Raw genomic sequence first — 25,183 nt, forward strand, 5'->3', positions numbered from 1 at the left:
ACCCACCCGCTTCACCCCATCAGGTGACTCAATTCACCGGTGGCCGGACGAGACCCTTCCCATAGGCGTAACGCACCGCCTGGGCACGGTCCTTGAGGCCCGTCTTGGCGAAGAGATTGTTGATGTGGGTCTTCACCGTGGCCGTGGAGACGTGCAGCTTGCGGGCGATCTCCTGGTTGGTGAGACCCTCGGCGATGAGCAGCAGCACCTCCGTCTCGCGCGCGGTGAGTCCGTCCGGCGGCTCCACCGGTGCGGGCGACGGCGCCTCCGGCTGCGACAGCCTTTCCAGCAGGCGCCGTTGGACGCTCGGTGAGAGTCCCGCGTTGCCGGACAGCACACTCTCCACAGCGCGCACGATCTCGTCACCGCCCGCGTCCTTGGTGAGGTATCCGCGGGCTCCGGCCCTGAGCGCGGGGAACAGCGACTCGTCGTCCGCGTACGTGGTGAGCACGACGACCTGGGTCCCGGGATGCTCGGTACGGATGCGCCGGGTCGCCTCGACGCCGTCGCAGCGAGGCATGCGCAGGTCCATCAGCACGACGTCCGGGGCGAGTTCGGCGACGAGCGCCACGGCCTCCTCCCCGTCCCCCGCCGATCCCACGACCTCGATCCCCGGCAGCAGTCCCAGGAGCATCACGATGCCCTCGCGTACCACGGTCTGGTCGTCCGCCACCACGACCCGGGCCGCCTTCCCGGCCTCTCCCGTCGTCATACGGGCACCTTCAGCGTGACCACGAACCCCTCCTCGTCCGGCCCGGCCTCCAACGAGCCGCCCAGCAGTTCGGCACGCTCCCGCATGCCCAGCAGACCGTACCCGGCGCCGGAGGCCCCGAGCTCGCCCGGAGCCCCGCCCGAGTCCCGCACGGCCAGCGTCACTTCGTGTTCGCCGTACTCCAGCCGTACGTGGACCTTGGCGCCCGGCGCGTGCTTGCGGACGTTCGTCAGAGCCTCCTGCGCCACCCTGCGCACCGCCTGCGACGCCTCGGCCGGCAGCGCCTGGCGTTCACCCGTGACGGTGACGTCGGCTCCGTCGGAGGTGGCGACCAGTTCACCCAGGAACTCCTCCACCGGCGACATCTCGCCCCGCAGCGCGGAGAGCGCCTGCCGGGTCTCGGCCAGCCCCTCCCTCGCCATCCCGCGGGCGGCCACGACGCGTTCGAGGATCGTCTCCCGATCGGCGCCGCGTTCGATCAGCAGCCGGGCCGCCTCCAGGTGCACCATCTGCGCCGAGAGGCTGTGCGCCAGCACGTCGTGGATCTCCCGCGCGATCCTGGCGCGCTCCGCGAGCGCCGCCGACTCCGCCTCGGCCGCACGCGCCGCGCGCTCCTGGGCGAGGAGGCGCTGCGCGCTGCCCCGCGCCTCGGCGTCCAGGCGCAGTACGTATCCCGCCAGGACGAGCCCGCCGGCCGTGGCCACCGTGGTCAGCCAGACGTCGTTGTTGACCGCCGCGTACGCGCTCAGCGCCACCGTGGTGAGGGGCAGTGCCGCCGCCATGGGCAGTCTCTCGACGGCGCTGATCCCGCACGCGCACCACAGCACGAGCGCCGGAATCCGGAATCCCGTGTTCGCCGCCACCGTCGCGATCGCGAGCAGCAGCGCGAGCAGCGCCACGGAGGGCAGCAGCCGGTGCTGGAGTGTGGTCCGCCAGAACCCCCAGGCGGCAGCCCCGCAGAGGATGACCGTCAGCACCGCCGCGGCGGTGCCCCATCCGCTCAGGTCACTGTTCGCGAAGGTCGTCCACAGGAGCACACCCAGGGCGAAGAGACGCGTGGCCAGGGCCAGCATGCGCCTCGCCCTGGTCACTCCGGCCCGGGAGAGCGCCTCGCGGGACGGCCAACGGGTCCAGGAATGCTCGGTCACACGCGCTCCTTCCACAAGGCCTGGGGCACGCCGCCACCGTACGCCGCGTCATGCCCGACCGCCGGGCGCAGGGACTGCGACCGCCACAGCAGGAGTCCGGAGCGCACCAGCAGGGTGCCGGCGAGCGCGAGCAGCAGGGCGGAACTGTTCTGGTGCACGCCCAGCAGCGCGCCGATGCCGAAGAGCCCCAGCCGCACGGCTATGCCCACGCCCCAGACGGCCGCACCGGCTTTGGTGCTCCTGCTCCAGACCGTGCCGTCCGGCTCCGTCCACAGCCTCGTCGTCCACGCCCAGGCTGCACCGACGCCCAGTCCGACGACGACCTCGGCGGCGAGGAGGAGAGCCGCCTCGGTGCGGTGATGGGAGTCGACGAGCCCCGGCTCACGCAGTGCGATCACGGCGAGCACGACCGGGACGAGCCACCAGCGCCGGTCCGTGCCGACCTTGCGCGTACGGAACTGGCGGACGACGACCAGAACTACAACGGCGGCGATCACCAAAGCGTTGACGAGCCCGGACATCGAGACCTCCATGAGCGGCGAGGACCGTCACCGACAGCGACCGCTGCCGACATCTCCGACGCTACGGAAATCCCGGGATCACCAGATCGGAGCCCGGGTGGATCCAGGGTGGAACCACCACCCCGCGACTCCTCCACCCACGGGTGGACCCGCACCCCCGCGACCAGGACCGAACCCCGCACCCGGCGACGCACACGAGGGGGCGGGCCGGTACGTCGAGCCCGTCGCTCACGCCCGGATCGAGCAGCGGCTCCCCGAGCAACCCACGTCTGATCCAACGGCGACGGGCTCGACGTACCGGCCCGCCCCCGCCCCACCACCCGCACCGGCACCTCGGGCACGACGCACCCGCACCCGCACCCGCACCCGCACCCGGCGCAGACAAACCACCCGCACCGCCCGCGCAGCCCTTACGCGTCGATACGCGACCGGTCCAGCGTGGCCGCGGACCTGGAGATGAACTCCTTGCGCGGAGCGACGTCGTTCCCCATCAGCAGATCGAACACCTGCTCGGAGGCATCCAGGTCGGAGATGTTGATCCGCCGCAGGGTCCGGTACCGCGGATCCATCGTCGTCTCGGCCAGCTGATCGGCGTCCATCTCACCGAGACCCTTGTACCGCTGGATCGAGTCCTTGTACCGCACGTTCTTGCGCTGCAGCTCCAGCAGCGTCTCCCGCAGCTCACGGTCCGAGTACGTGTAGACGTACTTGTCCTGCCCCTTCTTGGGCTGGCTGAGCTCGATGCGGTGCAGCGGCGGAACAGCCGCGAACACCCGACCGGCCTCGACCATCGGCCGCATGTACCGCTGGAAGAGCGTGAGCAGCAGGATCCGGATGTGCGCACCGTCGACATCCGCGTCGACGAGGAGAATGATCTTCCCGTAGCGCGCCGCGTCGATGTCGAAGGTCCGTCCGGACCCGGCCCCTATGACCTGGATGATCGCGCCGCACTCGGCGTTCTTGAGCATGTCCGTCACGGACGACTTCTGAACGTTGAGGATCTTGCCCCGGATCGGCAGCAGCGCCTGGAACTCCGAGTTCCGCGCCAGCTTGGCCGTACCGAGCGCGGAGTCGCCCTCGACGATGAACAGCTCGCTGCGCTCGACGTCGTCGCTGCGGCAGTCGGCGAGCTTGGCCGGCAGCGACGAGGACTCGAGGGCCGTCTTCCGGCGCTGCGCGTCCTTGTGCTGGCGCGCGGCGATCCTGGTGCGCGCGGCGGCGACGGCCTTCTCCATCACGACCCGGGCCTGCGCCGCGGCGTCCCGCTTGGTGGTGGTCAGGAACGCCTTGAGTTCCTTGGTGACCACGTTCGTCACGATGCGACGGGCCGCCGAGGTCCCGAGGACCTCCTTGGTCTGACCCTCGAACTGCGGCTCGGCGAGGCGCACGGTGACGACGGCGGTCAGGCCCTCCAGGGCGTCGTCCTTGACGATGTCGTCCTCGGCCACACGCAGCAGCTTCTTCGCCCGTAGCACCTCGTTCATCGTCTTGGCGACGGCCTGCTCGAAGCCGGCGACATGGGTGCCGCCCTTGGGGGTGGCGATGATGTTCACGAACGACCGCAGGGTCGTGTCGTAGCCGGTGCCCCAGCGCAGCGCCACGTCCACGCCGAGCTCGCGGGTGACCTCGGTCGGCGTCATCTGTCCGTGCTCGTCGAGGACCGGGACGGTCTCCTTGAAGCTGCCCTGACCGGAGAAGCGGAGCACGTCGCAGACGGGCTTGTCGGAGGCCAGGTACTCGCAGAACTCACTGATGCCGCCGTCGAAGCGGAAGGACTCCTCGCCCTTGCTGCCGCCCTCGCCGAGCCCGTACTCGTCGCGTACGACGATGGTGAGGCCCGGGACCAGGAACGCGGTCTGGCGGGCGCGCTGGTGCAGGTGGTCCAGGGAGAGCTTGGCGTCCTTGAGGAAGATCTGGCGGTCGGCCCAGTAGCGCACGCGCGTCCCGGTGCGGGTCTTCGGGATCCGCTTGAGCTTGCGCAGCCCGCTCGTCGCGTCGAAGGCGGCGTCGGGACCGTCCGCCTTGAACGCTCCGGGGGTGCCGCGCCGGAAGCTGACCGCGTGCGTGTTGCCGCCGCGGTCGACCTCGACGTCCAGACGCGCGGAGAGCGCGTTCACCACGGAGGCGCCCACGCCGTGCAGACCGCCGGAGGCCGCGTAGGAGCCGCCGCCGAACTTTCCGCCGGCGTGCAGCTTGGTCATCACGACCTCGACGCCGGAGAGGCCGGTCTTGGGCTCGACGTCGACCGGGATGCCACGCCCGTTGTCCCGCACCTCCACCGAGCCGTCGTCGTGGAGGATCACGTCGATGTGGTCGCAGTACCCGCCCAGGGCCTCGTCCACGGAGTTGTCGATGATCTCCCACAGGCAGTGCATCAGACCGCGGCTGTCGGTCGACCCGATGTACATGCCCGGGCGCTTGCGGACGGCTTCGAGCCCCTCGAGGACGAGCAGGTGCCGCGCGGTGTAGTTGGAACCGTCCCGGTCTGATCCGGTCAGCATCGCTGTGGACGGCACGGACGTGTCGGCGGTCACGCGGTTCGCTCCTCGCTGAATTTCAGATGGGGCCCTTTTGGGTAAGGGGCCGGCTTGGGTCACCGCTGAGAGGGTACCGAGGCCTGGTAGAGCCGTTGTAACGCCACCCTCGCATGAACTCAGACTAGTCCAGGGTCGCATGGGTGTTCGATCCCTCGATGGAGTGAAGTACATATCACGTTCCCTTCGGGGCATGAACCATTTAGGCTCCGGGCACGTCCTCTTGAACAACCGGCAAGCCAGCCGGCGGGAGGACCGACCCTGACAGACAGCGCGAACCCGTACGACGCGAAGACGCAATACGGCTCATTCGCCGCCACCCGGCAGCAGACAGCCGCCCCGGAGAGAAATTTTCGAGGAAAAGCCACGAGCGGGAACGTTTTCGGCCTGGTTGGATGTTGACCCTGGTACGACAGCTCGTCGAGCTAGAGAAGAGGCGACGTGACTACTGTTCTGACCCCCGCGAGCCCGCTGACGGCCGCTGACCGCTGCGACCGTTGCGGCGCCCAGGCATATCTGCGCGTCGTCCTCCTCAGCGGCGGTGAGCTGCTCTTCTGCGCCCATCACGGGCGTAAGTTCGAGCCGGAACTCAAGAAGATCGCCGCTGAGATACAGGACGAGACGGAGCGACTGACGTCGGTCCCTGCAACGTCCGAAGACGAAGAGCACTGACACTTCGCATCAACGACGAGCCAACTCCGGCTGAGGCCGGGTGTACGGGCGGCCGCCCCCGCTACTGGGGGTGGCCGCCCGTATGCGTACCGCCCGCCGCCACGCTCCGTGCCACTGGCCGCCACCCTCCGAAGGCGAGCGCCCGAGATCTACGGTTTCGCCCCCGTCCCGGTGTTTCAGCCGTTACGGTTCCACGAGCCACACCGGCCCCGGGCGTCCGAGAACCCGCGCACACCGCCGGACCCCGGACGCGCCTGAGAGCACCCACCGCGCCCACAGAGCGTCCGGAGGGACTCGGACCGATGTGCGGGCCGGCGGTCTGTGTGCAGGCGTACACGGCTCCCGGAACCGACCCGGCCCCTGAGCCCCTGAAGGCCGCACCGTCACCCAGGAACTCCCACCGGAGCGGTCAGCGACCGTGCGGACCGCACCTCGGATCCGCGCGCGGTCAACGGCGCGAGCGGAGCACCTTGGCGACCTCGGAGACCCGGGTGTAGACGCCGGGACTGCCGGGCTGCCCGCAGCCGCTGCCCCACGAGACGAGACCGATCAGTCGGCCCCCGGCGACCAGCGGCCCTCCGCTGTCACCCTGGCAGGCGTCCCGCCCGCCCTCGATCTCGCCCGCGCACAGCATGGAGGCGGCCCTGTAGGTGCCGTCGGCGTTTCCCGGATAGGCTCGCTCGCAGACGGCGTCGGACAGCACGTTCACGCCCACGGACCGCAGGGTCAGCGCGTAGTCGCCGTCCCCCGACGTGTCCCCCCAGCCGTAGACCGCCGCCCGTGTACCGGGCGCGTAGGCGGCGTCCCCGGCGGCGGCCATCCGGACGACCGAGCTCTGGGGCAGCGGGGAGGCGAGGGTGAGTACCGCGAAGTCCCCGGCGTTCGCGGCGGCGTCGTAGGCCGGATTCACCCAGGTCTTGCTGACGGGGATCTCCTGGCCCTTGTCGGAGAGCAGGTCCTCCCGGCCCGCGATGATCCTCAGGTCGCGGACCTTCTGCGGCGGCCCCCCGAGCACGAGCGGACCCAGGCAGTGGGCCGCGGTCAGTACGAGCGTCGGGGCGATCGCCGCACCCCCGCAGAACTGCCCGGCCCGCGTACCTCCGAACCGGTCACGGCTGGACAGCGCCACGGTCCACGGACTCTGCGCGATGTCTACGGGCTGGCCTCCGATGATGACGTCACCGGTCGCGGCGGGGGCGGGGGACGCCAGTGGTATCACGGCGGCGGCGGCCGCAAGGGCCAGCGCGGCGACAAGGGGGCGGCGCATCTGCGCTCCTCACTCTGGGATGGTCCTGGAACACCCAGAGTGATCCACAGCGTGACGGCGCGCACTCCGCGGACAGGCCGAGGGCCCGGCTCCCCAGCGGGAGTCGGGCCCTGGTCGACGTGCGGCCGAGACCTAGTCGAGGTAGTCGCGCAGCACCTGCGAGCGCGACGGGTGACGCAGCTTCGACATCGTCTTGGACTCGATCTGACGGATCCGCTCTCGCGTGACGCCGTACACCTTGCCGATCTCGTCGAGGGTCTTCGGCTGACCGTCGGTGAGACCGAAGCGCATCGAGACGACGCCCGCCTCGCGCTCGGAGAGGGTGTCGAGAACGGAGTGCAGCTGCTCCTGGAGGAGCGTGAAGCTGACCGCGTCGGCGGGGACGACGGCCTCGGAGTCCTCGATGAGGTCACCGAACTCGCTGTCGCCGTCCTCACCCAGGGGGGTGTGCAGCGAGATGGGCTCGCGGCCGTACTTCTGGACCTCGATGACCTTCTCCGGGGTCATGTCGAGTTCCTTGGCCAGCTCCTCCGGGGTGGGCTCGCGGCCCAGGTCCTGGAGCATCTGGCGCTGCACGCGCGCGAGCTTGTTGATGACCTCGACCATGTGCACCGGGATACGGATGGTGCGGGCCTGGTCGGCCATGGCGCGGGTGATCGCCTGACGGATCCACCAGGTGGCGTACGTGGAGAACTTGTAGCCCTTGGTGTAGTCGAACTTCTCGACCGCGCGGATCAGACCGAGGTTGCCCTCCTGGATGAGGTCCAGGAACAGCATGCCGCGGCCGGTGTAGCGCTTGGCCAGGGAGACCACCAGACGGAGGTTGGCCTCCAGGAGGTGGTTCTTCGCCCGGCGGCCGTCCTCGGCGATGATCTCCAGCTCGCGCTTGAGCTTCGGGGCGAGCTTGTCGGCGTTGGCCAGCTTGTCCTCGGCGAAGAGGCCGGCCTCGATGCGCTTGGCGAGCTCCACCTCCTGCTCGGCGTTGAGCAGGGGGACCTTGCCGATCTGCTTCAGGTAGTCCTTGACCGGGTCCGCGGTGGCACCGGCGGCGGCGACCTGCTGCGCGGGCGCGTCGTCCTCGTCCTCGTCGGACAGCACGAAGCCCTGGGCGCCGTCCTCGGTGGGCTCCTCGGTACCGGGCTTGCCCGGGGTCTCCTCGACCGCCTCGTCGTCGATCATCTCGACGTCGTCCTTCTTGGCGGTGGTCTTCTTGGCCGCCGTCTTCTTGGCGACCGTCTTCTTCGCGACGGCCTTCTTGGCGACCGTCTTCTTGGCGGCGACCCGGCCCTCGGACGCGTCCTCGGCCGGATCCTGGGCGGCAGGTGCGGCCGGGGCTGCGGTGGCGGTGGCCTTCTTCGTGGTCACCGTCTTCGCCGCGACCGTCTTGGTGGCGGTGCGCTTGGCCGGACTCTTCGCTGCGACGCTCTTTCGGGTGCGCTTTGGCTCCGCGGCACTGACCATCAGCGTCACACCCTCTTCCTCGAGGATCTGGTTGAGGCTGCGCAGTACGTTCTTCCACTGAGTGGCCGGAATCTGGTCAGCTTCGAAGGCCCGACGCACGTCATCGCCGGCGATCTGCCCCTCAGCCTTTCCCCGCTCGATGAGCGCCATGACAGAGACGGACTCGGCGATCTCCGGCGGGAGCGTACGGGATGTGCTGGCCGACACGAACAACCTCTCGGAACGTTGGAAAACGGCTTCCGGCCCCGTCCGGTACGGACAAGGACCGACGACCGCCGACTTGGGGATGGGTCGACGGCGCGGGCGGGGCCGGGAAGATGCACAGCGCCGTGAACGGCGTCCGTATTCCTTCCTCGGCTGTCACCTCTTAGGTCATCGCGCAGTTCCGAAGAGCGTTACGCCCAATCTGCGTGGCCCGAGTCACACCCCGTAAGAGCCCAAAAGCAGCCAGATACGGTCAGATGAGGTCAGCTGATGGACTCATCGCCTCAAACCGACGGGTACATCACCTCATCGCATCACCGGACCCCACCGGATCCGGGGAGGATCCGAGGGGGTCCGGCGAGAGAGGGTTCACCGGCCGAGCGATGCCGCGCGAGGGGACACGTCCCCGGCCGCCCCACCCTCGGAGCACGGTCAGTGCTCGCGCGGCGCGGGCACCACGCGCTCCACCTCGGGGTGCACGGTGAGCAGCTGGCGCATGGCGGTCTCGGCCGCCGTGCCGTCCGCCGCCGCCAGCGCGTCGACGATGCGGCCGTGGTGCACCAAGGAGGCCTCGGTCGGCCGGTCGCAGCCGGCGACGGGCCCGCCGGAGACCTGGAGCGCGGCCGACACGATCCCGGAAAGGTGCTCCAGCATGCGGTTGCCGGCGACCTGGATCAGGAGGGAATGGAACTCGGCGTCGGCACGCGAGAAGGTGAGCGAGTCACCCTGCGCCAAGGCATGGCCCATGATCTCGACCATGTCGCCGAGGCGCTGCTGCACCTCCTCCCGGCCGTGCCCGGCGGCCAGGCGCGCGGCGAGGGGTTCGATCGTCCAGCGCAGTTCGCTCAGCTCGCGACGCTGGTCGTCACGCTGCGGACCGAAGGCGCGCCATTCGATGATGTCCGGATCGAGAAGGTTCCAGTCGCTGACGGGACGCACCCGCGTGCCGACGTTGGGGCGGGCGCTGACCAGCCCCTTCGCCTCCAGGACACGGAGTGATTCACGGACGACGGTCCGCGAGACTTCGAACCTCTGTCCGATCTCCTCGGGGACGAGCGGACGGTCCGCGCCGAGGTCACCGGAGACGATCATCTGGCCCAGCTGCTGGACGAGCTGGCCGTGCAGGCCGCGTCCGCGGCTGCCCGCGGCACGCCGGCCCACGCGGCCGAGCTCCTGGTCGGCGTTCTCCCACGCGGGGACGCCGAGGCGCTCGGTACCGGGGGAGTCGCTATAGGGGTAGCGGTCGAGTTCGCCCGGTCCGGCAAGGCCGGAGTCTGTCGAACGGGCGGCGGTCATCATGGTGTGCGCAAGGGTACTCACGGATCATTTGTCGGCGCCGTCTCCAACTCCCTTGAGGTCTTTGGTGAAAAGCACACGAAAGGGTGATCGCTCACCCTGTCGCAATTGACGCCTTATCGGAAAGAAATGCGCGTTCCCCAAGGAGTTGTGCGCACGTGGGAATCGGAAGGGCTCGGACGGTCGTCATCGGACCCGGCTCCGCAGGGTCGTGAGCAGATATGCGCAGAGCAGCGCGGTCAGCGACAACGTCAGCGCACCACCGACGGGTTGGGCGACCAGCCGGGCCACGGCCGTCAGACAGCGCGCTCCCCCGAACGGCCATTGCACCAGCGTGAGCTCGCGCAGCCGCTCCGGGAAGCCCGCCGCCGTCCGTACGGATGGCCCCGACAAGGCCTTTTGTACGAGCGGGACGACGAGGACCGGAACGGCGAGCACCGCCGCCAGCCCGGCGGTGGTGGACCGGAAGAGACCGGCCGCCAGCACCCCGGCCCAGGCGCAGCCCACCACCAGTCCGGCCCAACTCGCCCCCAGAGAAAGCCAGTCGCCGGGAATTGCGGTGAGTTCCCGCCCGTAGACGAGATAGAGGATTTCGAGATCGCAGCCCACGGTGAGAAAGGCCAGCAGGAGGGCGACGGCCGAGGAGACGAGGAGTTTGGCCGCCAGCAGCCCCAGCCGGCGCGGGACGGTCCCGCGGTCCGCGGCCAGCGCGGGGTAGCGGAATTCCTCGCCGAAGGAGATCGCGCCGAGCAGGCCCGCGCCGAGCGCCGCGGGCGGCAGAGGGCATTCCCGCGGCCAGGCGACCAGCAGGCGCGCAGCCGGGGTGTGACCGACTCTGGCGAGGAACACGGACAGCAGCGCGGAGACGAGCAGCACGGCGGCGGACGTGACGTAGCCGGTACCGACACCGGCGGCACGGCGCAGTTCGTAGCGCAGGGGACGCAGGGGGTTCGACGCCTGCCGGACGGCGATGGGGGGCGAGGAGGCGGGCCTCCGCTCCGCGGCCGGTCTCCCGGTCCGGGAAGAATCGTCACTCCCGAGCGAGTCACCGTCGGCCGACGGGACCCGGGGAGTTCCCATGTCCCCGATCTCATCGGCGAGTTGGTGAACGAGGATGCCGTGGCGGAAGGCGGTCTCCCCGACGTCGGCGCAGGTACTGCCGTACACCGAGAGCCGGTTGCCGTCCTCGCGCACGACCTCGACCGACTGCCGGCCGGTCCGGGCCTCCTTGGCGAGCAGGGCGGCGAGGCGGACGGCGTGCGGGCTGCGGACGGCGACCCGGGGGCGCAGCCGGGTGCGGGCGAAGTCCGCGGCCTCCTGGTCGGCGGCGAGGCGGCCCTCCCGCAGCGTGACGACCCGGTCGGCAGCCCGAGCCGCCTCCTTGGGGTCGGCCGTGCTGAACAGGACGGTTCCGCCCTGGGTCGCGTGCGCGCGCAGGATGCCGTGCAGCCAGCGGCCCTCGCGGGTGGAGAGTCCGGCCGCGGGGTCGTCGAGGACGAGGGTGTGCGGATCGGTCAGGAGCGCGCAGGCCAGGCCCAGGCGCCGGTCCAGGCCGCGCGAGAGGGTGCTCAGACGCTCGTCGCACACCCCTGTGAGGCCGACCATCTCGAGGACGTCGTCGACGCGCCGTACCGGCACACCGGCCGCGGCGCACAGCATGCGGAGCTGGCCGTGGACCGTGCGCGCGGGGTGGCCGGGCACATCGCCGAGAAGGACGCCGACCTCGCGCGCGGGGTGGGCGATCCGGTGCAGGGGCCGGCCTCGGAAGTAGGTGATCCCCCGGCCCGGCCGGAGTTCGAGCATGAGCTTCAGCGTCGTCGTCTTTCCCGCACCCGGGGCTCCGAGCAGGGCTGTGACGTGGCCCGCGCGCGCCTCGAAGGACACGTCGTCGACGGCGGGCGGCAGGTCCCTGCGCGGGGCGCTGGTCAATCCGATGGCCTGGATCACTCACAGCAAGATAGCGCGACATTTACGTTTTTTCGGGCATCAGGCGGTCCGCCCTCGCCGGGCCCTCCCTCAGTCGCGTGACGAACCGTCCCGGACCGGACCGCCGTCAGACCTCGGGGCGCAGCATCGGCGGATTGAGAAGGGTGGCACCGCCCGCGCGGAACAGCTGGGCGGGGCGGCCTCCCTGACGGGTGGTCGTGCCTCCCGTGGGCACGAGGAAGCCCGGCGTTCCCGTCACCTTGCGGTGGAAGTTGCGCGGGTCGAGCGCGACGCCCCACACCGCCTCGTAGACACGGCGCAGCTCGCCGACGGTGAACTCGGTCGGGCAGAAGGCGGTGGCCAGGGACGAGTACTCGATCTTCGACCGGGCGCGTTCCACACCGTCCGCGAGGATCGTCGCGTGGTCGAAGGCGAGCGGTGCCGCCTGCTCGCCGTCACGGCCGTAGCCGCCCTGCTGGAGGAGCTCCTCCACCGGCGCCCAGCGGGCGCTCTTGGCGTCACCGCCGGCTCTCGGCGCGGGCAGGTCGGGGGCGAGGGCGAGATGGGCCACGCTGACGACCCGCATGCGAGGGTCGCGTTCGGGGTCGCCGTAGGTCGCCAGCTGTTCCAGGTGCGCGCCGTTGTCCTGGGCCGGAACGGACGGGTCGTGGGCGCGCAGCCCGGTCTCCTCGGTGAGCTCGCGCGCCGCCGCCTGCGCGAGGTTCTCGTCCGCCCGTACGAACCCGCCCGGCAGCGCCCATCGGCCCTGGAACGGCTGCTCGCCCCTGCGCACCGCCAGCGCGCACAGGGCGTGGCGGCGCACGGTCAGCACGACCAGGTCCACGGTCACGGCGAAGGGCGGAAAGGCAGACGGGTCGTAGGGCATGCCGTGATCATAGTCGTCTCCCTGACGATAAACACGTCGTTCGCCGACCACGTCCGACGTGATCCACTCCTCCTCGCCACAGGTTCCGGGGAGCGCCGCCGCCCGCGGTCCGGACGGCGCCCGCGGCGCTTTCACATCCCCAACTGCAGCCCGTCGGCGGCCTCCTCGACCATCGCGAGGCCGAGTCTGCTGATGCGCACCGAGAAGGGTCCGCCCGCGATCCGCAGTCCCGTCAGTCCGATCTCACCGAGCGGTGCGCTGCCGACCGGACGCACGGTCACCGTCCCGGCCGGGGCATCGGGGCGGATGCCGGCGAGGGAGCTGACGAGCAGTACCGAGGCGGCCGCCGCCGTGGCCGTGGGCCGGCAGGCCGCGGGATGCGGGACCGGGGCGCCGCCCTGGGTGCGCTGCTCACCCGCGTACATCTCCGGCAGCCGGTGTCCGAAGGTCTGCGCGGCGTCGAGCAGCCCCCGCAGCAGCGCGCTCGCCTCCTTCTCGTGCCCGGCCGCGAACAGCCCGGCGACGGCGACGGCGGTCTCGTGGACCCGTACGGCGCCGCTGCGGTGGCCGAAGGGGTTGTACGCCGCCTCCCTGGCACCGAGGCTGCGCAGCCCCCAGCCCGAGTCCATGGCGGGGCCTCCGAGCAACCGCGCGAGGTGTTCGGTCCGTGTCTTGTCGAGCAGGCCGGGGGCCAGGGCCCCGGAACCGAGCAGTCCCGTGTCGAGGAGGTGGACGGTGCCGGCGCCGAGCTGGGGCAGCGGGCGCCCGTCCGGCGCGCGGGCGACCGCGGGTCTTCCGCCGCCGTCCTCGACCCAGAAGTCCTCCTGGAACGCCGCACGGAGCTGCTGGGCCCACTGCCGCAGTCCCTCGCCACCGGGCCGGCCGGTCTCGTCGAGCAGTTCGGCGCCCAGCACGGCCGCCCGATGGGCGTGGGCCTGCGTCTCGCAACGGAACGGCCCGCCGGGTCGTGGGTCGGCCAGGTAGGTGCCGTCGCCCACGGCGGTCCGCAGCCAGGCGAGGCACCGCTCGGCGGCGGGCAGCAGTTCCCGGGTCTCCTTCTCCGCCAGCCCCCAGCGCCGGGCCTCCGCGAGGAGGACGGGGAAGAGCAAGGTCGCTTCGGTCGCCGTGCATCCGGGCGGCAGATGCGGGCCCGCGTCCCTCAGTGGTCCGGGAATCAGCCCGGACCGCGCTCCGCTGCCCACGATCTGGGTGCGGGCGAGACTCCGCAGGGTGCCCGCGGCGAGGCGGGTGCCGAGGGGCAGGGTCATCCTGGCCGCGGCGAGGGCCTCGGCCGGTGCGCGACCGCAGCGCCAGGGCACTCCCGCGGCGAGGTAGGTGTCGGACGGGTGCGCCGGGTCGCGCAGCAGCAGCGCCCGGAGATCCTCGGCGCCGGTGTGCAGGAGCGCCTGGATCCCGGGGTCGTCGCCCACGGCGCGCGGCTGGGCGAGCGGGCTCGCCGCGGACTGCCCGACGGCCCGGTGGTTCTTCGTGCGGTCGGTCCGTACCCGCAGTTCCACCGTCCAGGAACCGCCGGCCGGCAGTTCCAGTTGCCAGCGGAGCAGTCCGGCGGAGGCCAGGGCGTCCGCGGGCGGAGGGTCGGCGGTGACGGCCGACTCCCCCGTGGCGCAGGTCCACCGGAGACCCGAGTCGTTGACGGTGGCGGGCAGTTCGGGCCCGGGCCAGCCCGAGGCGACCGAGGCGAGTTCCGCAAGGTCCGTGCCGAGGGCCACCTCCAGCGAGAGGCGCAGCGCGCGGGAGGCGGCGCTGTACAGGACGATCCGCTCCGTGCCCTCCGCTCCCCTGGTCCGTTCCACGATCACGTCCGGATCGGGGCCCGAGTCGGCGGAGGCGCGCACCGTGCCCACGAAGCGGGCCCGGTCGGCGCCGATCATGCGGGCCTGTACGGGGAGGGGTTCGCGGCCAGCCACCTTCACCTGGCAGCGGGACAGCGTCCGTCGGCCCGCGCGGTAGAACCCGTCCAGTCCGTGGCCGGTCAGCTGTCCCTGCTCCGTGGAGATCGCCAGTCCCGGCAGGGCGACGCAGACGAGCGCGGTGTGCACGGGTGGCAGATCCGTGGACCTCCGGGGAACGGGGACGGGCGCCGGACGGGCCGCGGCAGCGCCAGTCGTGGTCGCGAAGGGGCTCAGCGACGTCTCGATGCCTGCGAACGGGGGCGCCGAACCGCCGCGGCGGTCGAGGTGCTCCGCGGGGCCGCGGGGCGGCGGGAGGTCGCCGACCGGTTCGGAGGGCGGGTGGGGCATGGGCATGCGGCTTCCTCCGCGCTCGGTGCGCTGCGGGCGCGTTCGGCGCCGGGTCGGGGACTCCGGAGGGTCGGGGGTCTTCGGCGGCGCGGTCCGGCCGCGGGTACCGCCACACAGGTGAACGGAACGGCCCTGCTCGGGGTCACGCTCTCGACGCCGGAAGCCGACCGAATGGCGGTGCCGAGGGATGTCCTCCCCGTCGGGGCGGTCGACGCGCGAGCGGAGCAGACCGCGGAATCGCCGCGCGGGAGCGGAAGCGTGCGCCCTGCCTCCAGGCACTCGCTGGGAGCGGCCGCTCATGTCCCCTGCCCGCGTCATGTCTCCTCCCCGCGCCCCTTGTCCCCTCCAGCGCCTCATGACTCGTCCCCCGCGCCCTGACGGCCGTCCTCGCGGCGGGCGCGGGCCCGATCCCTCGTGCGCCGGAACGCGCGTCCGGGCCCTTCCCCGGTGGGCGAGGGGTGCTCGGCGGGACGGAGAGCGGGGAGACCGCGCGCGTCGAGAGAGCGCCGGCTCGCTCGCGTCCCCCCGTTCCCTGACGGCCGCGTCCTGCGCCGACGACGGACAGTCGCTCCTGGGGGCGGCGCCGTGACGTCCGTGATTCCCTCAGCCGGTCCTTCGGATTCCGACGATTCCTCCGGCTCCTCCGACTCCGCTGACTCCGCTGACTGCGCTGACTGCGCTGCGGGATCGTCCGTCTGGATCGGTGCCATGCGCTCGGCGGGCCGCTGCCGATCCGCTTCCGCACCCGGCCGGCCGGTGCGCTCCGCCCGCAGACAGCGGCGGATCGACTCGGGGTCCAGTCCCTCGTTGCAGGCCTGGTGCAGGAGGCGTGCGAAGAGGTAGTCGGGGTCGGCGCCCAGTGCCATGGCCAGAGCCTCCCGGGCCTCCAATTCGTCACCGCTCGACCAGGCGACCCACCCGGCGAGGGTGAGAGGGGCCGCGGCATGCTCGCCGTAGGAGCCGACGCAGCGGCGGGCCAGCGCACGCCAGAGGCGCAGGGCCGGTCCGGCCTCGTCGCCCTCCATCCACTCGGCGGCGCGGTCGCGGGTCGTACGGTCCTGGAGGCCGAGGATCACGGCGGCGGCCTCCCCCGCTTCCAGGAGTCCGTCGTCACGGAGGTCGGCCGGCCGGACGCCGGAGACAGGTGGCGCGTCCGCGAACCGCTTCAGGAGCAGTCGCGCCTGCCCGAGGGTCTCCTCGGACAGGACCGCGCGACTCTCGTCGTCCAGAATCCTGGTGATCACCGCCCTGCTGGCGGCGTCCAGCGCCGCCTCCTGCTCCACCGCGGCACCGCGCTCCCAGGGGCTGAGGCGCGCCGTGAGCTCCCGGAGGGATCCACGCACCTGAAGGCCCGCGTAGGTCGCGGCGGCCGCCAGGACGGAAGTGCCGGGCAGTCCCATCGCCGCACCGTCGGACGGGCAGCATCCCCGACCGGGACAGCAGTACGACCAGAAGCGGCCGTCCGAGATGCAGAGCGCCTCGATCACCGGGACGTCGAGACGGCCGCAGGCCGTCCGCAGCAACTGGGCGAGGGGGCGCAGCCGCTCCATGACGTCCCGGCCCGACTCACCGCTCCCGGGCTCCTGGATGAGATACGCGACCATGCTCTCCGGCCGTGCGCCTCTGCGCTCGCTTCCCCTGACCAGCCCCTGCGCCAGCTCTTCGGCCACCGAGGGCCAGTCGTCCGGCTGGGCCGGGATGCCGAGCCGCGCCCGGCCGCCGAACCGGCCGCGCCTCTCCCCGTCGTGCAGGGCGGCCAGCACGATGCTGTCCTCCGGCCGGTACCCGAGCAGATAGGGCAGGGCGTCCGCCAGCTCGGCCGGTGTCCGCAGGGTGATCCGGTGACCGCCGGGCAGCTCGCGTCCGTCGTGCCCGGACCCCGGTACCCACTGTCCGCCGCTCGCGCCGGGAGCCCCGTACGCGTCGTGGCCTGCGTGGGCACCGCAGTCGTCGCGTCCGGCACGCAGGTCGTCTCCTCCGCGCACACGGCGCCCGCTGATGTCGCTGTCGCCGGACGATCCGGTCGCTTCGTCGTGATTCGTCATGCCGTGACCATCCCGCGGATCGCGAAATCCCGCTGCGGCCTGTGGATAACCCATGCCATGACCACGACACGAGTTGTCCACAGGGCGGCGCCCTCATTCGCGCAATGTCCGACCCATCGGGTTGCATGGGGCCATGACCAACGAAGACCCGCGACCCACGTCCGACGACGACCTGCGCGACGCGGCCGATGCCGTCCTCGCCCGCCTCGTCGGCGCCCCGGCGGGCGAGGCCCGGTTGCGCGAGGACCAGTGGCGCGCCATCGAGGCCCTGGTGGCCGATAAGCGCAGAGCGCTCGTCGTACAGCGCACCGGCTGGGGAAAGTCCGCGGTGTACTTCGTCGCGACCGCCCTGCTGCGCGAGCGAGGTGCCGGTCCCACCGTGATCGTCTCCCCGCTCCTCGCCCTCATGCGCAACCAGGTGGAGGCGGCGGCCCGCGCCGGCATCCACGCCCGGAGCATCAACTCGTCCAACACGGAGGAGTGGGAGACCATCCAGGCCGAGGTGGCCGCGAGCGAGGTCGACGTGCTCCTGGTCAGCCCCGAGCGGCTCAACAACCCGGACTTCCGCGATCAGGTGCTGCCCAAGCTGGCGGCGGCGACCGGTCTGCTCGTGGTCGACGAGGCCCACTGCATCTCCGACTGGGGACACGACTTCCGTCCCGACTACCGCAGGCTGCGCACGATGCTCGCCGATCTCCCGCCCGGCGTTCCCGTCCTGGCCACCACCGCCACGGCCAACGCGCGCGTGACCGCCGACGTGGCCGAGCAACTGGGCACCGGCGCGAGCACGGACGCGCTCGTCCTGCGGGGACCGCTGGACCGGGAGAGCCTGAGCCTCGGTGTGCTGCAGTTGCCGGACGCGGCCCACCGGATGGCCTGGCTCGCCGAGCACCTGGACGACCTGCCGGGCTCCGGCATCATCTACACGCTCACCGTGGCCGCCGCCGAGGAGGTCACCGCTTTCCTCCGCCAGGCCGGGCACACGGTGACGTCGTACACCGGAAAGACGGAGAACGCGGACCGCCAGCAGGCCGAGGAGGACCTGCTCGCCAACCGGGTCAAGGCCCTGGTCGCCACCTCGGCGCTGGGCATGGGCTTCGACAAGCCCGACCTCGGATTCGTGGTGCACCTGGGCTCCCCCTCCTCCCCCATCGCCTACTACCAGCAGGTGGGGCGCGCGGGCCGTGGCGTGAAGCACGCCGAAGTGCTCCTGCTGCCGGGCAAGGAGGACCAGGCGATCTGGCAGTACTTCGCGTCGATCGCCTTCCCCCCGGAGGATCAGGTGCGCCGCACCCTGGACGTCCTGGCCCACGCGGACAGGCCGCTCTCGCTGCCCGCGCTCGAACCCCTGGTGGAGCTGCGCCGGTCCCGCCTGGAGACGATGCTCAAGGTCCTCGACGTGGACGGGGCGGTACGCCGGGTGCAGGGCGGCTGGATCTCCACGGGCGTTCCCTGGACGTACGACGGCGAGCGCTACGCCTGGGTGGCCAAGCAGCGGGCCGCCGAGCAGCAGGCCATGCGCGACTACGTCTCGACGACCGGCTGCCGGATGGAGTTCCTGCGGAGACAGCTGGACGACGAGCGGGCCGCTCCGTGCGGGCGCTGCGACACCTGCGCGGGAGCCCGGTTCCAGGCTTCCGTGTCCTCGTCCGCACTCGACGCCGCCAACGGCGAGCTGAACCGCGCGGGCGTCGACGTCGAACCCCGCAAGATGTGGCCGACGGGCCTGCCCTCGGTCGGCGTCGACCTGAAGGGCCGTATCCCGGCGGGCGAACAGGCCGCACCGGGCCGGGCCCTGGGACGCCTCTCGGACATCGGCTGGGGCAACCGGCTGCGCCCCCTGCTCGCCCGCCAGGCCCAGGACGGGCCCGTGCCGGACGACGTGGCGAAGGCCGTGGTCGGCGTGCTGGCCGACTGGGCGAAGGGGCCGGGCGGCTGGGCGTCGGGCCGGCCCGACGCCCAGCCGCGGCCCGTGGGTGTCGTCACCATGGCCTCGCGCACGCGCCCGCGCCTGATCGAGTCCCTGGGCGCGCGGATCGCGGAGATCGGCCGGCTGCCGCTGCTCGGGTCCGTGGAGTACCTGGGCGAGACCCCGCAGCTCTCCCGAAGCAACAGCGCCCAGCGCCTCAAGGCCCTCGACGGCTCCCTGACCGTGCCACCCGCGCTGGCCGACGCGCTCCGGACCGCGGGCGGTCCGGTGCTGCTCGTGGACGACGCGACGGAGACCGGATGGACGCTCGCGGTGGCCGCGCGGCTGCTGCGCCGCTCGGGCGCGCAGGGGGTGTTGCCGCTGGTCCTGGCCGTACAGGCGTGAACCATGTGTCGCCATCCGGAACACGGGGCAAGGATATATGTGGCGTACAGCAAGAATTCGGTCGGTGGCCCCAATTGCTCGTTGCCGCAACCAAGTTCGACAGGAAGAATTGAAGTCCGCTCCCCGCACGGCTCGCCCGTGGTCCGGTAGGGCTCTGCCGCGGCGTGCGCTCCCCCAAGTCCGACCTCGCCCGCAGTGTGGGCGCGTAGCCGAAGGGAGGACCGTGACCTTCGGATTCGCTCCGTCCTCGGCGGCATCCACGTCGACGTCTGCCGATCTGTCCGCCGCTTCCGCCAACTCACTGGCCCGCATGCTCGAACCCGCAGAATGGGCGGCAGCGGGCATTCCGCTGCTGCGCAATCCGCGTGAGGTCGTCAGCGGTCTGCATGCTCGGCACCGGCCCAGACCGGCGACAGCGGTCGTGGCCGTCCTCGACGCGGACGAGCGGCTGAGGGCGAGCGCCTCCTTCATCCGGCGGCCGGCCCCGGCCGACGGCTGGATGTTCCGCAACGCCCTGCTCGCGCAGCTGCGCCGGGTCATCCCGCACGACCTGCGGCGGCGCACCCCGGTGCGTACGGCGGTGCTGCTCTACTGCCGTGAGGGCGACGCGCGTTGGACGCAGGAGGACGGGGCGTGGATGTGGGGCCTGCGTGACGCGTGCACGCTGCACGGGCTGCGCTGCGGGGCGTACATCACGCTGACCCACGACGGCTGGCAGGTTCTCGGCGAGGGCCGCGGCGGGCGTCGTCCGCATGCGGACTCACCGCCGGAGCCCTTCGCCCTGGCCGAGGCACCGCCGCCGCTGCCGCGCACCGGAGGCGTCGCGTCGGAGGTGTTGCGGCGGGCAGCCGCCCGCTGATTCCGGGCGCCCGGGTATCCCCCGGGGCGCCCGCGAACCTTCGGGCCTCCGGCGCCGGCTGCCCCGCCCTGGGCGCCGACCCGCACCGGGCACCAGGCCCCGGCCGCCCGACGCCGGTCCCGGCCCCGACGACTCGGCACCAGCCACCGCCATCCGCGACCCGTCACCGACGACCTGCAACCCGCAACCCGGACGTGTGGGCACCCGCACCCCGCACCCCCCGCCGTCCGCCACCCGCCACCCGCCACCCGCCACCCGCCATCCGCCATCCGCCATCCGCCATCCGCCAGACACTGCCCTGGGCGGGCGGCCACCGAGAAGCAGCGCGCTCGGAGGAAACCCGTCCAGCGGAGAAGACCCAACACGGGAACGCACCATGGGGAACGCGCCCCGCAGCAGCGCACCACATGCGGGGGCACCACGTGCCAGGACACCCGCCTGCATGCGCACCACGTGCCAGGACACCCGCCTGCATGGGCACCACGTGCGAGGCCACCGCCTGCACGGGCACCACCTGCACGGGCACCACCTGCGAGGCAACCACGCTCATGGGCCACCACGCGCGAGGACACCGGCACACCCGAGGCGGGTATGGCCGACAGGTGAGCCCGCGTCGCCGTGTCGGCGCCGGAGTGGGTCCCGTCGCGCGGCGTTCCCGGGCGGAGCACCGCCGACGGTGCCTGCGGGCACCCCTGTGCAGCGTCTGTGGGCGCACGGAGACGATCACCTGACGGACGACGCCACGGAAGGGTCACCTCGTGGACAGGGCCACGAGACGATCACCCCGCGGGCGTCGGGGCGACGCCTCCGAGCGGATCCCGGACGGCCTCGGGCGGCGTCCGGGATCCGTTCAGACTCCGGCGCCCAGCACCGAGTTGATCGTCTGCGGGTCGCCGCAGACGATCAGCAGGGTGCCGGCCCGGCCGAGGGCCAAGGGCAGAGCGGTGGCGACAGCGTCGGAACCGCCGTTGACGGCGACCACGACGACGGGACGGGACCTGGCCCGGCCCGCGACGGAGGCATCGGCGTAGAACACGTCGTCGCCCGCGTCGTGCTGCGCCCAGTAGGCGGTCTCGCCGAAGGAGAGCTCGTGCGTCGCCCACGGGTGCGGCAGGCCGGTGGTGATCACCAGCACCTCACCGGGGGCGCGGCCCGACTCCAACAGGAGATCGACAGCTTCCTCGGCGGCGTCCAGCGCACCCTCGGCCGAGGCCGGGATCAGCTGGATCTGCGGGGTGGCGGCAGCGGGTGCGGCCGCCGGGACGGACGGCCCCGGCGCGGCCACGGCCGGCTCGCGCGGGGTGCGTTGGGCCGGCATCGGCCGGACAGGTCCCGGACGTCCGGGACGCGGCGGGGCCGCGGGACGGGGACCGGGTACGGGACGAGGGGTCGGCGCGGTACGGCCACTGGCCGGAGTAGCGCGGGGACCCTGGGCACTCTCGTGAATCTGAGGCTCCTCGGGAATGAGAGGCATGAGCTGATTTTTATCAAACGCCGGTGCGGCACGCGTCGGCGGGTGGCACATGAGTGTGAGCGAAACCGTCAGAAATCGAAGCCGAGCTGCCCCTCGATCTCCGGACCGCTTCCGTCCGCCCAGCTGCGGGCCTTCTTGAGATGCCGCCACTGGGGCAGCGCATCAAGATACGCCCATGTCAGCCGGTGGTACGGGGTGGGGCCCCGCTCCGCCAGCGCGGCCTTGTGCACGGGAGACGGATACCCGGCGTTGGCCGCAAAACCGAAGTCTGCATGGCCGACACCCAGTTCGGCCATCATTTTGTCGCGCTGAACCTTGGCGATCACGGAGGCCGCCGCGACGGCCACGCAGGACTGGTCACCCTTGATCACCGTGCGGACCCGCCACGGCGACCCGAGGTAGTCGTGCTTCCCATCGAGGATGACCGCGTCCGGCCGCACCGGCAAGGCCTCCAGGGCACGCACCGCCGCGAGACGCAGCGCCGCCGTCATCCCCAGATCGTCGATCTCCTCCGGAGAGGCGTGCCCGAGGGCGTACGACGTCACCCACTTCTCCAACTCCACGGCCAGGGCGGTCCGCCGCTTGACGGTGAGGAGCTTGGAGTCGGTGAGACCTTCGGGGGGACGGCGCAGGCCCGTGACCGCGGCACAGACGGTGACCGGGCCGGCCCAGGCGCCGCGGCCCACCTCGTCGACACCGGCGACGGTCTTCGCTCCGGTCGTGGCGCGGAGGGAGCGCTCGACAGTGTGGGTGGGTGGTTCGTACGGCATGGCGCCCTCAGCCTACGCCGCCCCGGGCCCCTCCCGACACCGGGGTTTCGCGCGGAGGCGAGGACCCCGCCCCGGGGCCGGTTCAGGCGCCGTCGCGGCGCAGCAGCGGGACCATCAGCTGGTCGATCATCTCCTCCAGGTCCCGCTCTCCCCATTCGCTGGCGCACACCTTGGAGCGGTACATCATCATCGCCGGAATGGCGTCGAAGACGTAGGGGTTCGCGGCGTCCGAGCGCACCTCTCCCCGCTCTATTCCACGGTGGACGATGTCCTGCAGCAGGTGCGTGGTGGGTTCGATGACCCCGCCGAGGATCACGCCGTGGAAGCGTTCGGCCTGTGCCACGTCACATTCGTGAAGCACCGATCGCAAAGCGAATCCAGGTTGCGAGTACATCGCCTCCCGCACCAGCCGGCACAGCTCCAGCAGGTCCTCCCGGACGCTCCCCAGGTCGGGGGCCTCGGTCAGGCGGGGCAGTCCGGCCTTCAGCGCGTCCGCGACCAGGTCCTCCTTGGAGGGCCAGCGACGGTAGACCGCCGCCTTCCCGGTCTGGGCCCGCGCGGCGACGCCTTCCATGGTCAGACCGCTCCAGCCGACCGTACTGAGCTGTTCCAGCGCGGCGTCGAGGATCGCGCGTTCGAGCACAGCACCGCGTCGGCGCAGGGAGGCCGCCTGAGCGGGGGCGGCTGTCCAACGCGAAGTAACCATCTGAGTGTCTCCGTTGAGCGAGGAGGCGGGGAGGGGACGAGGGTCGGGCCGGTGGCGAGGCCCTTGGGGGAGGGCCTCCCGGGCGGGTTCGGGCGGTGGGCTCGGTACAACTGTGCGCCGCCGGGTGATGTCACGCGACAGCGGCTTCAGTGAACGCTTGCGTTCACTGTCCGGGACTCACTACCGTTGACGCGGCAGTGAACGCGGGCGTTCACTAACGCACTTGTGGGGGACCCATAGTGACAACCTCTCAGCTGATTCAGGAATCGAAGCCAGGAGCGGCCCGCCGGGATGGACATCCCGGCCTCGCGCTCGCCGTCATCGCGGCCTGCCAACTCATGGTGGTACTCGACGCGACGATTGTGAACATCGCCCTCCCGCATATTCAAGACGCGCTCAACTTCAGCACGACCGACCTGACCTGGGTGGTCAGCGCGTACACCCTCACCTTCGGTGGCCTGCTGCTTCTCGGCGGCAGGGCGGGTGACATCCTCGGCCGTCGCCGGGTCTTCATGACCGGCATCCTGCTCTTCACGCTCGCCTCGCTGCTCGGCGGACTCGCCCAGGAGCCCTGGCAGTTGCTGGCCGCGCGCGCCCTCCAGGGCATGGGTGGCGCGATCGCGTCACCCACCGCGCTGGCGCTCATCACCACGACCTTCCCCGAGGGTCCGGAGCGGAACAGGGCCTTCGCCGTGTTCGCCGGCGTCTCGGCGGGCGGTGGCGCGATCGGGCTCCTCGCGGGCGGCATGCTCACCGAATGGCTCGACTGGCGCTGGGTGCTCTTCGTCAACGTGCCCATCGGAGTGCTGATCGCCGTCCTCGCGCCGATGTACATCAACGAGTCCGAGCGCCATCCCGGGCGGTTCGACATAGCGGGTGCGCTGACCTCGACGGCCGGTATGGCGTCGCTGGTGTACGGGTTCATCCGCGCCGCCGAGAAGGGCTGGCGGGACAGCCTCACCATCGGGTCGTTCTCCGCGGCCGTCGTCCTGCTGCTGGCCTTCGCCTTCACCGAGACCCGGGCGAAGGAGCCGATCACCCCGCTCAAGATGTTCGCCGACCGCAACCGCTCGGGCACGTACGTGATCATGCTCAGTCTGGCCGCGGCGATGTTCGGGATGTTCTTCTTCATCGTTCTGTTCGTGCAGAACGTGCTGGGTTACTCCCCGATCCAGGCGGGTCTGGCCTTCCTGCCGGTGACGGCGGCGATCGGCATCGGCGCGGCGCTGTCGCAGCGGTTCCTGCCGGTGCTGGGCCCCAAGCCCTTCATGATGGGCGGTTCCGCGCTCGTCGCGCTCGGGCTCGGCTGGCTGACCTTCATGAGCCCCGACAGCACCTATGTCGGCGGGATCCTCGGCCCGATGCTGCTCTTCGCCTTCGGCATGGGCCTGAACTTCGTGACCCTGACCGTCACCGCGGTCTCCGGCGTCTCCCAGCGCGAGGCGGGCGCGGCGTCCGGACTGCTCAACGTCACGCAGCAGGTGGGAGGTTCGCTCGGTCTCTCCATCCTGACCACGGTCTTCGGCACCGCGAGCCGGGACGAGGCGACGAAGCAGGTGCCGAAGTTCATGGCCGGCTCCTCGCCGGAGCAGAAGGCGGAGTTCGCCAAGACCCATCAGCTGCCCGCTCCCTGGGGCCACGACGTGCTCGCCCATGGCATCTCGGTCGCCTTCGTGCCGGCCGTCGCGATGGCGGTACTGGCTCTGATCACCGCCTCCGTGGTGATCCGTGTCCGCAAGAGCGACCTGGACGCCCTCGCGGGGACCGCGGGGCCTGCCGCCGGAGTCTGATCACGACGACCGCGGTGACCGGGCCCGGCCCGGGGAGGACCGGTGGCGCACGGTCCGACCTCGGCGGGGCCCGGCACGGACGGTACGGAAGCGATCACCGCGGTCGGAGGGCCTCTCCTCCGGCCGGATCGAGAGCGTCAGGTGTCGGCCATCGGGCGTCGGGCGTCGGGGGCTCACATCCCCGAACGCGGGCCGGCCCGTCGGCGGCACGGCCAGTGGCACGGCCGATGGAGTCATAGCGACACCGATACCGACACCGACAACGGGACCCGGAGGTCTACACCCACACGGGAGACGCCGACGCGGAGAGGCCCGCGCAACGACACCTCCGCGTCTC

At 71.7% G+C, this 25,183-nt stretch carries 18 protein-coding genes; 4 read left to right on the plus strand and 14 right to left on the minus strand.

The annotated features are described in order from the left end of the window. Window positions 1–28: 28 nt before the first annotated feature. From OG776_RS13495 to OG776_RS13510, 4 genes are all read right to left on the minus strand, one after another. Window positions 29–712 carry a response regulator transcription factor gene (locus OG776_RS13495; protein ID WP_329320825.1) on the minus strand — a complete coding sequence of 228 codons (684 nt, stop codon included), beginning with the start codon at window positions 710–712 and terminating at the stop codon, window positions 29–31. After that, window positions 709–1,860: a sensor histidine kinase gene (locus OG776_RS13500; RefSeq protein WP_329320828.1), complete on the minus strand. Its 1,152-nt coding sequence runs from the start codon at window positions 1,858–1,860 to the stop codon at window positions 709–711. The genes OG776_RS13495 and OG776_RS13500 overlap by 4 nt, the downstream gene beginning before the upstream one ends. Continuing rightward, a complete protein-coding gene (locus tag OG776_RS13505) occupies window positions 1,857–2,381 on the minus strand; it encodes a DUF1453 family protein (protein ID WP_148010871.1) in 525 nt (174 codons plus the stop codon). The genes OG776_RS13500 and OG776_RS13505 overlap by 4 nt, the downstream gene beginning before the upstream one ends. Window positions 2,382–2,791: 410 nt before the next feature. Beyond that, window positions 2,792–4,915 carry a DNA gyrase/topoisomerase IV subunit B gene (locus tag OG776_RS13510; protein ID WP_148010853.1) on the minus strand — a complete coding sequence of 708 codons (2,124 nt, stop codon included), beginning with the start codon at window positions 4,913–4,915 and terminating at the stop codon, window positions 2,792–2,794. Window positions 4,916–5,356: 441 nt separating this feature from the next. Between OG776_RS13510 and OG776_RS13515 the strand changes: the two genes are divergently transcribed. After that, window positions 5,357–5,587 (plus strand): DUF7455 domain-containing protein, encoded by a 231-nt coding sequence (locus tag OG776_RS13515; protein WP_148010852.1) that lies wholly within the window; start codon window positions 5,357–5,359, stop codon window positions 5,585–5,587. 448 nt (window positions 5,588–6,035) lie between these two features. On the opposite strand, the gene OG776_RS13520 is transcribed toward OG776_RS13515, so the two are convergent. From OG776_RS13520 to OG776_RS13550, 7 genes are all read right to left on the minus strand, one after another. Then, a complete protein-coding gene (locus tag OG776_RS13520; RefSeq protein ID WP_329320832.1) occupies window positions 6,036–6,854 on the minus strand; it encodes a serine protease in 819 nt (272 codons plus the stop codon). A gap of 132 nt (window positions 6,855–6,986) precedes the next feature. Beyond that, window positions 6,987–8,522, minus strand: a complete 1,536-nt coding sequence (locus tag OG776_RS13525; RefSeq protein ID WP_148010851.1) for an RNA polymerase sigma factor — start codon at window positions 8,520–8,522, stop codon at window positions 6,987–6,989. A 429-nt stretch (window positions 8,523–8,951) separates the two neighbouring features. Then, a complete protein-coding gene (locus OG776_RS13530; protein ID WP_148010850.1) occupies window positions 8,952–9,839 on the minus strand; it encodes a FadR/GntR family transcriptional regulator in 888 nt (295 codons plus the stop codon). A gap of 162 nt (window positions 9,840–10,001) precedes the next feature. Continuing rightward, a complete protein-coding gene (locus tag OG776_RS13535; RefSeq protein ID WP_329320835.1) occupies window positions 10,002–11,762 on the minus strand; it encodes an ABC transporter ATP-binding protein in 1,761 nt (586 codons plus the stop codon). 106 nt (window positions 11,763–11,868) lie between these two features. Then, a complete protein-coding gene (locus OG776_RS13540) occupies window positions 11,869–12,627 on the minus strand; it encodes an NUDIX hydrolase (protein ID WP_148010848.1) in 759 nt (252 codons plus the stop codon). A gap of 131 nt (window positions 12,628–12,758) precedes the next feature. Next, window positions 12,759–14,894 carry a glycogen debranching N-terminal domain-containing protein gene (locus tag OG776_RS13545; RefSeq protein ID WP_329320837.1) on the minus strand — a complete coding sequence of 712 codons (2,136 nt, stop codon included), beginning with the start codon at window positions 14,892–14,894 and terminating at the stop codon, window positions 12,759–12,761. Window positions 14,895–15,241: 347 nt separating this feature from the next. Beyond that, on the minus strand, window positions 15,242–16,933 hold the full coding sequence (locus OG776_RS13550; RefSeq protein ID WP_329320839.1) for a DUF4192 domain-containing protein: 1,692 nt from the start codon (window positions 16,931–16,933) through the stop codon (window positions 15,242–15,244). Window positions 16,934–17,066: 133 nt separating this feature from the next. On the opposite strand from OG776_RS13550, the gene OG776_RS13555 reads away from it, so the two are divergent. Together OG776_RS13555 and OG776_RS13560 are read left to right on the plus strand one after the other, a co-directional pair. Next, on the plus strand, window positions 17,067–19,247 hold the full coding sequence (locus OG776_RS13555; protein ID WP_329320841.1) for a RecQ family ATP-dependent DNA helicase: 2,181 nt from the start codon (window positions 17,067–17,069) through the stop codon (window positions 19,245–19,247). 223 nt (window positions 19,248–19,470) lie between these two features. Next, the gene (locus OG776_RS13560) at window positions 19,471–20,106 is read left to right on the plus strand and encodes a hypothetical protein (RefSeq protein WP_329320843.1); all 636 of its coding nucleotides are present in this window, start codon (window positions 19,471–19,473) and stop codon (window positions 20,104–20,106) included. An 850-nt stretch (window positions 20,107–20,956) separates the two neighbouring features. On the opposite strand, the gene OG776_RS13565 is transcribed toward OG776_RS13560, so the two are convergent. The 3 genes from OG776_RS13565 to OG776_RS13575 all read right to left on the minus strand — a co-directional run bounded on the left by OG776_RS13565 (window position 20,957) and on the right by OG776_RS13575 (window position 23,056). Continuing rightward, complete coding sequence (locus OG776_RS13565; RefSeq protein ID WP_148010844.1) at window positions 20,957–21,580, minus strand: hypothetical protein; 624 nt, start codon at window positions 21,578–21,580, stop codon at window positions 20,957–20,959. 68 nt (window positions 21,581–21,648) lie between these two features. Next, the gene (locus tag OG776_RS13570) at window positions 21,649–22,350 is read right to left on the minus strand and encodes a ribonuclease HII (protein ID WP_148010843.1); all 702 of its coding nucleotides are present in this window, start codon (window positions 22,348–22,350) and stop codon (window positions 21,649–21,651) included. Window positions 22,351–22,432: 82 nt separating this feature from the next. After that, complete coding sequence (locus OG776_RS13575) at window positions 22,433–23,056, minus strand: TetR/AcrR family transcriptional regulator (protein WP_148010842.1); 624 nt, start codon at window positions 23,054–23,056, stop codon at window positions 22,433–22,435. A 239-nt stretch (window positions 23,057–23,295) separates the two neighbouring features. Here OG776_RS13575 and OG776_RS13580 point away from each other — a divergent pair, with 239 nt between their 5' ends. Beyond that, complete coding sequence (locus tag OG776_RS13580) at window positions 23,296–24,846, plus strand: MFS transporter (protein WP_148010841.1); 1,551 nt, start codon at window positions 23,296–23,298, stop codon at window positions 24,844–24,846. Window positions 24,847–25,183: the final 337 nt, after the last annotated feature.

It is taken from the genome of Streptomyces sp. NBC_01689 (genome assembly GCF_036250675.1).
Lineage (GTDB): Bacteria > Actinomycetota > Actinomycetes > Streptomycetales > Streptomycetaceae > Streptomyces.

Bases quoted from the DNA above. Each gene is read 5' to 3' on its own strand.
- OG776_RS13555 (WP_329320841.1), top strand. From the start codon at position 17,067: ATGACCAACGAAGACCCGCGACCCACGTCCGACGACGACCTGCGCGAC.
- OG776_RS13540 (WP_148010848.1), bottom strand. From the start codon at position 12,627: ATGCCCTACGACCCGTCTGCCTTTCCGCCCTTCGCCGTGACCGTGGAC.
- OG776_RS13545 (WP_329320837.1), bottom strand. From the start codon at position 14,894: ATGCCCATGCCCCACCCGCCCTCCGAACCGGTCGGCGACCTCCCGCCG.
- OG776_RS13520 (WP_329320832.1), bottom strand. From the start codon at position 6,854: ATGCGCCGCCCCCTTGTCGCCGCGCTGGCCCTTGCGGCCGCCGCCGCC.
- OG776_RS13495 (WP_329320825.1), bottom strand. From the start codon at position 712: ATGACGACGGGAGAGGCCGGGAAGGCGGCCCGGGTCGTGGTGGCGGAC.
- OG776_RS13565 (WP_148010844.1), bottom strand. From the start codon at position 21,580: ATGCCTCTCATTCCCGAGGAGCCTCAGATTCACGAGAGTGCCCAGGGT.
- OG776_RS13570 (WP_148010843.1), bottom strand. From the start codon at position 22,350: ATGCCGTACGAACCACCCACCCACACTGTCGAGCGCTCCCTCCGCGCC.
- OG776_RS13550 (WP_329320839.1), bottom strand. From the start codon at position 16,933: ATGACGAATCACGACGAAGCGACCGGATCGTCCGGCGACAGCGACATC.
- OG776_RS13575 (WP_148010842.1), bottom strand. From the start codon at position 23,056: ATGGTTACTTCGCGTTGGACAGCCGCCCCCGCTCAGGCGGCCTCCCTG.
- OG776_RS13505 (WP_148010871.1), bottom strand. From the start codon at position 2,381: ATGTCCGGGCTCGTCAACGCTTTGGTGATCGCCGCCGTTGTAGTTCTG.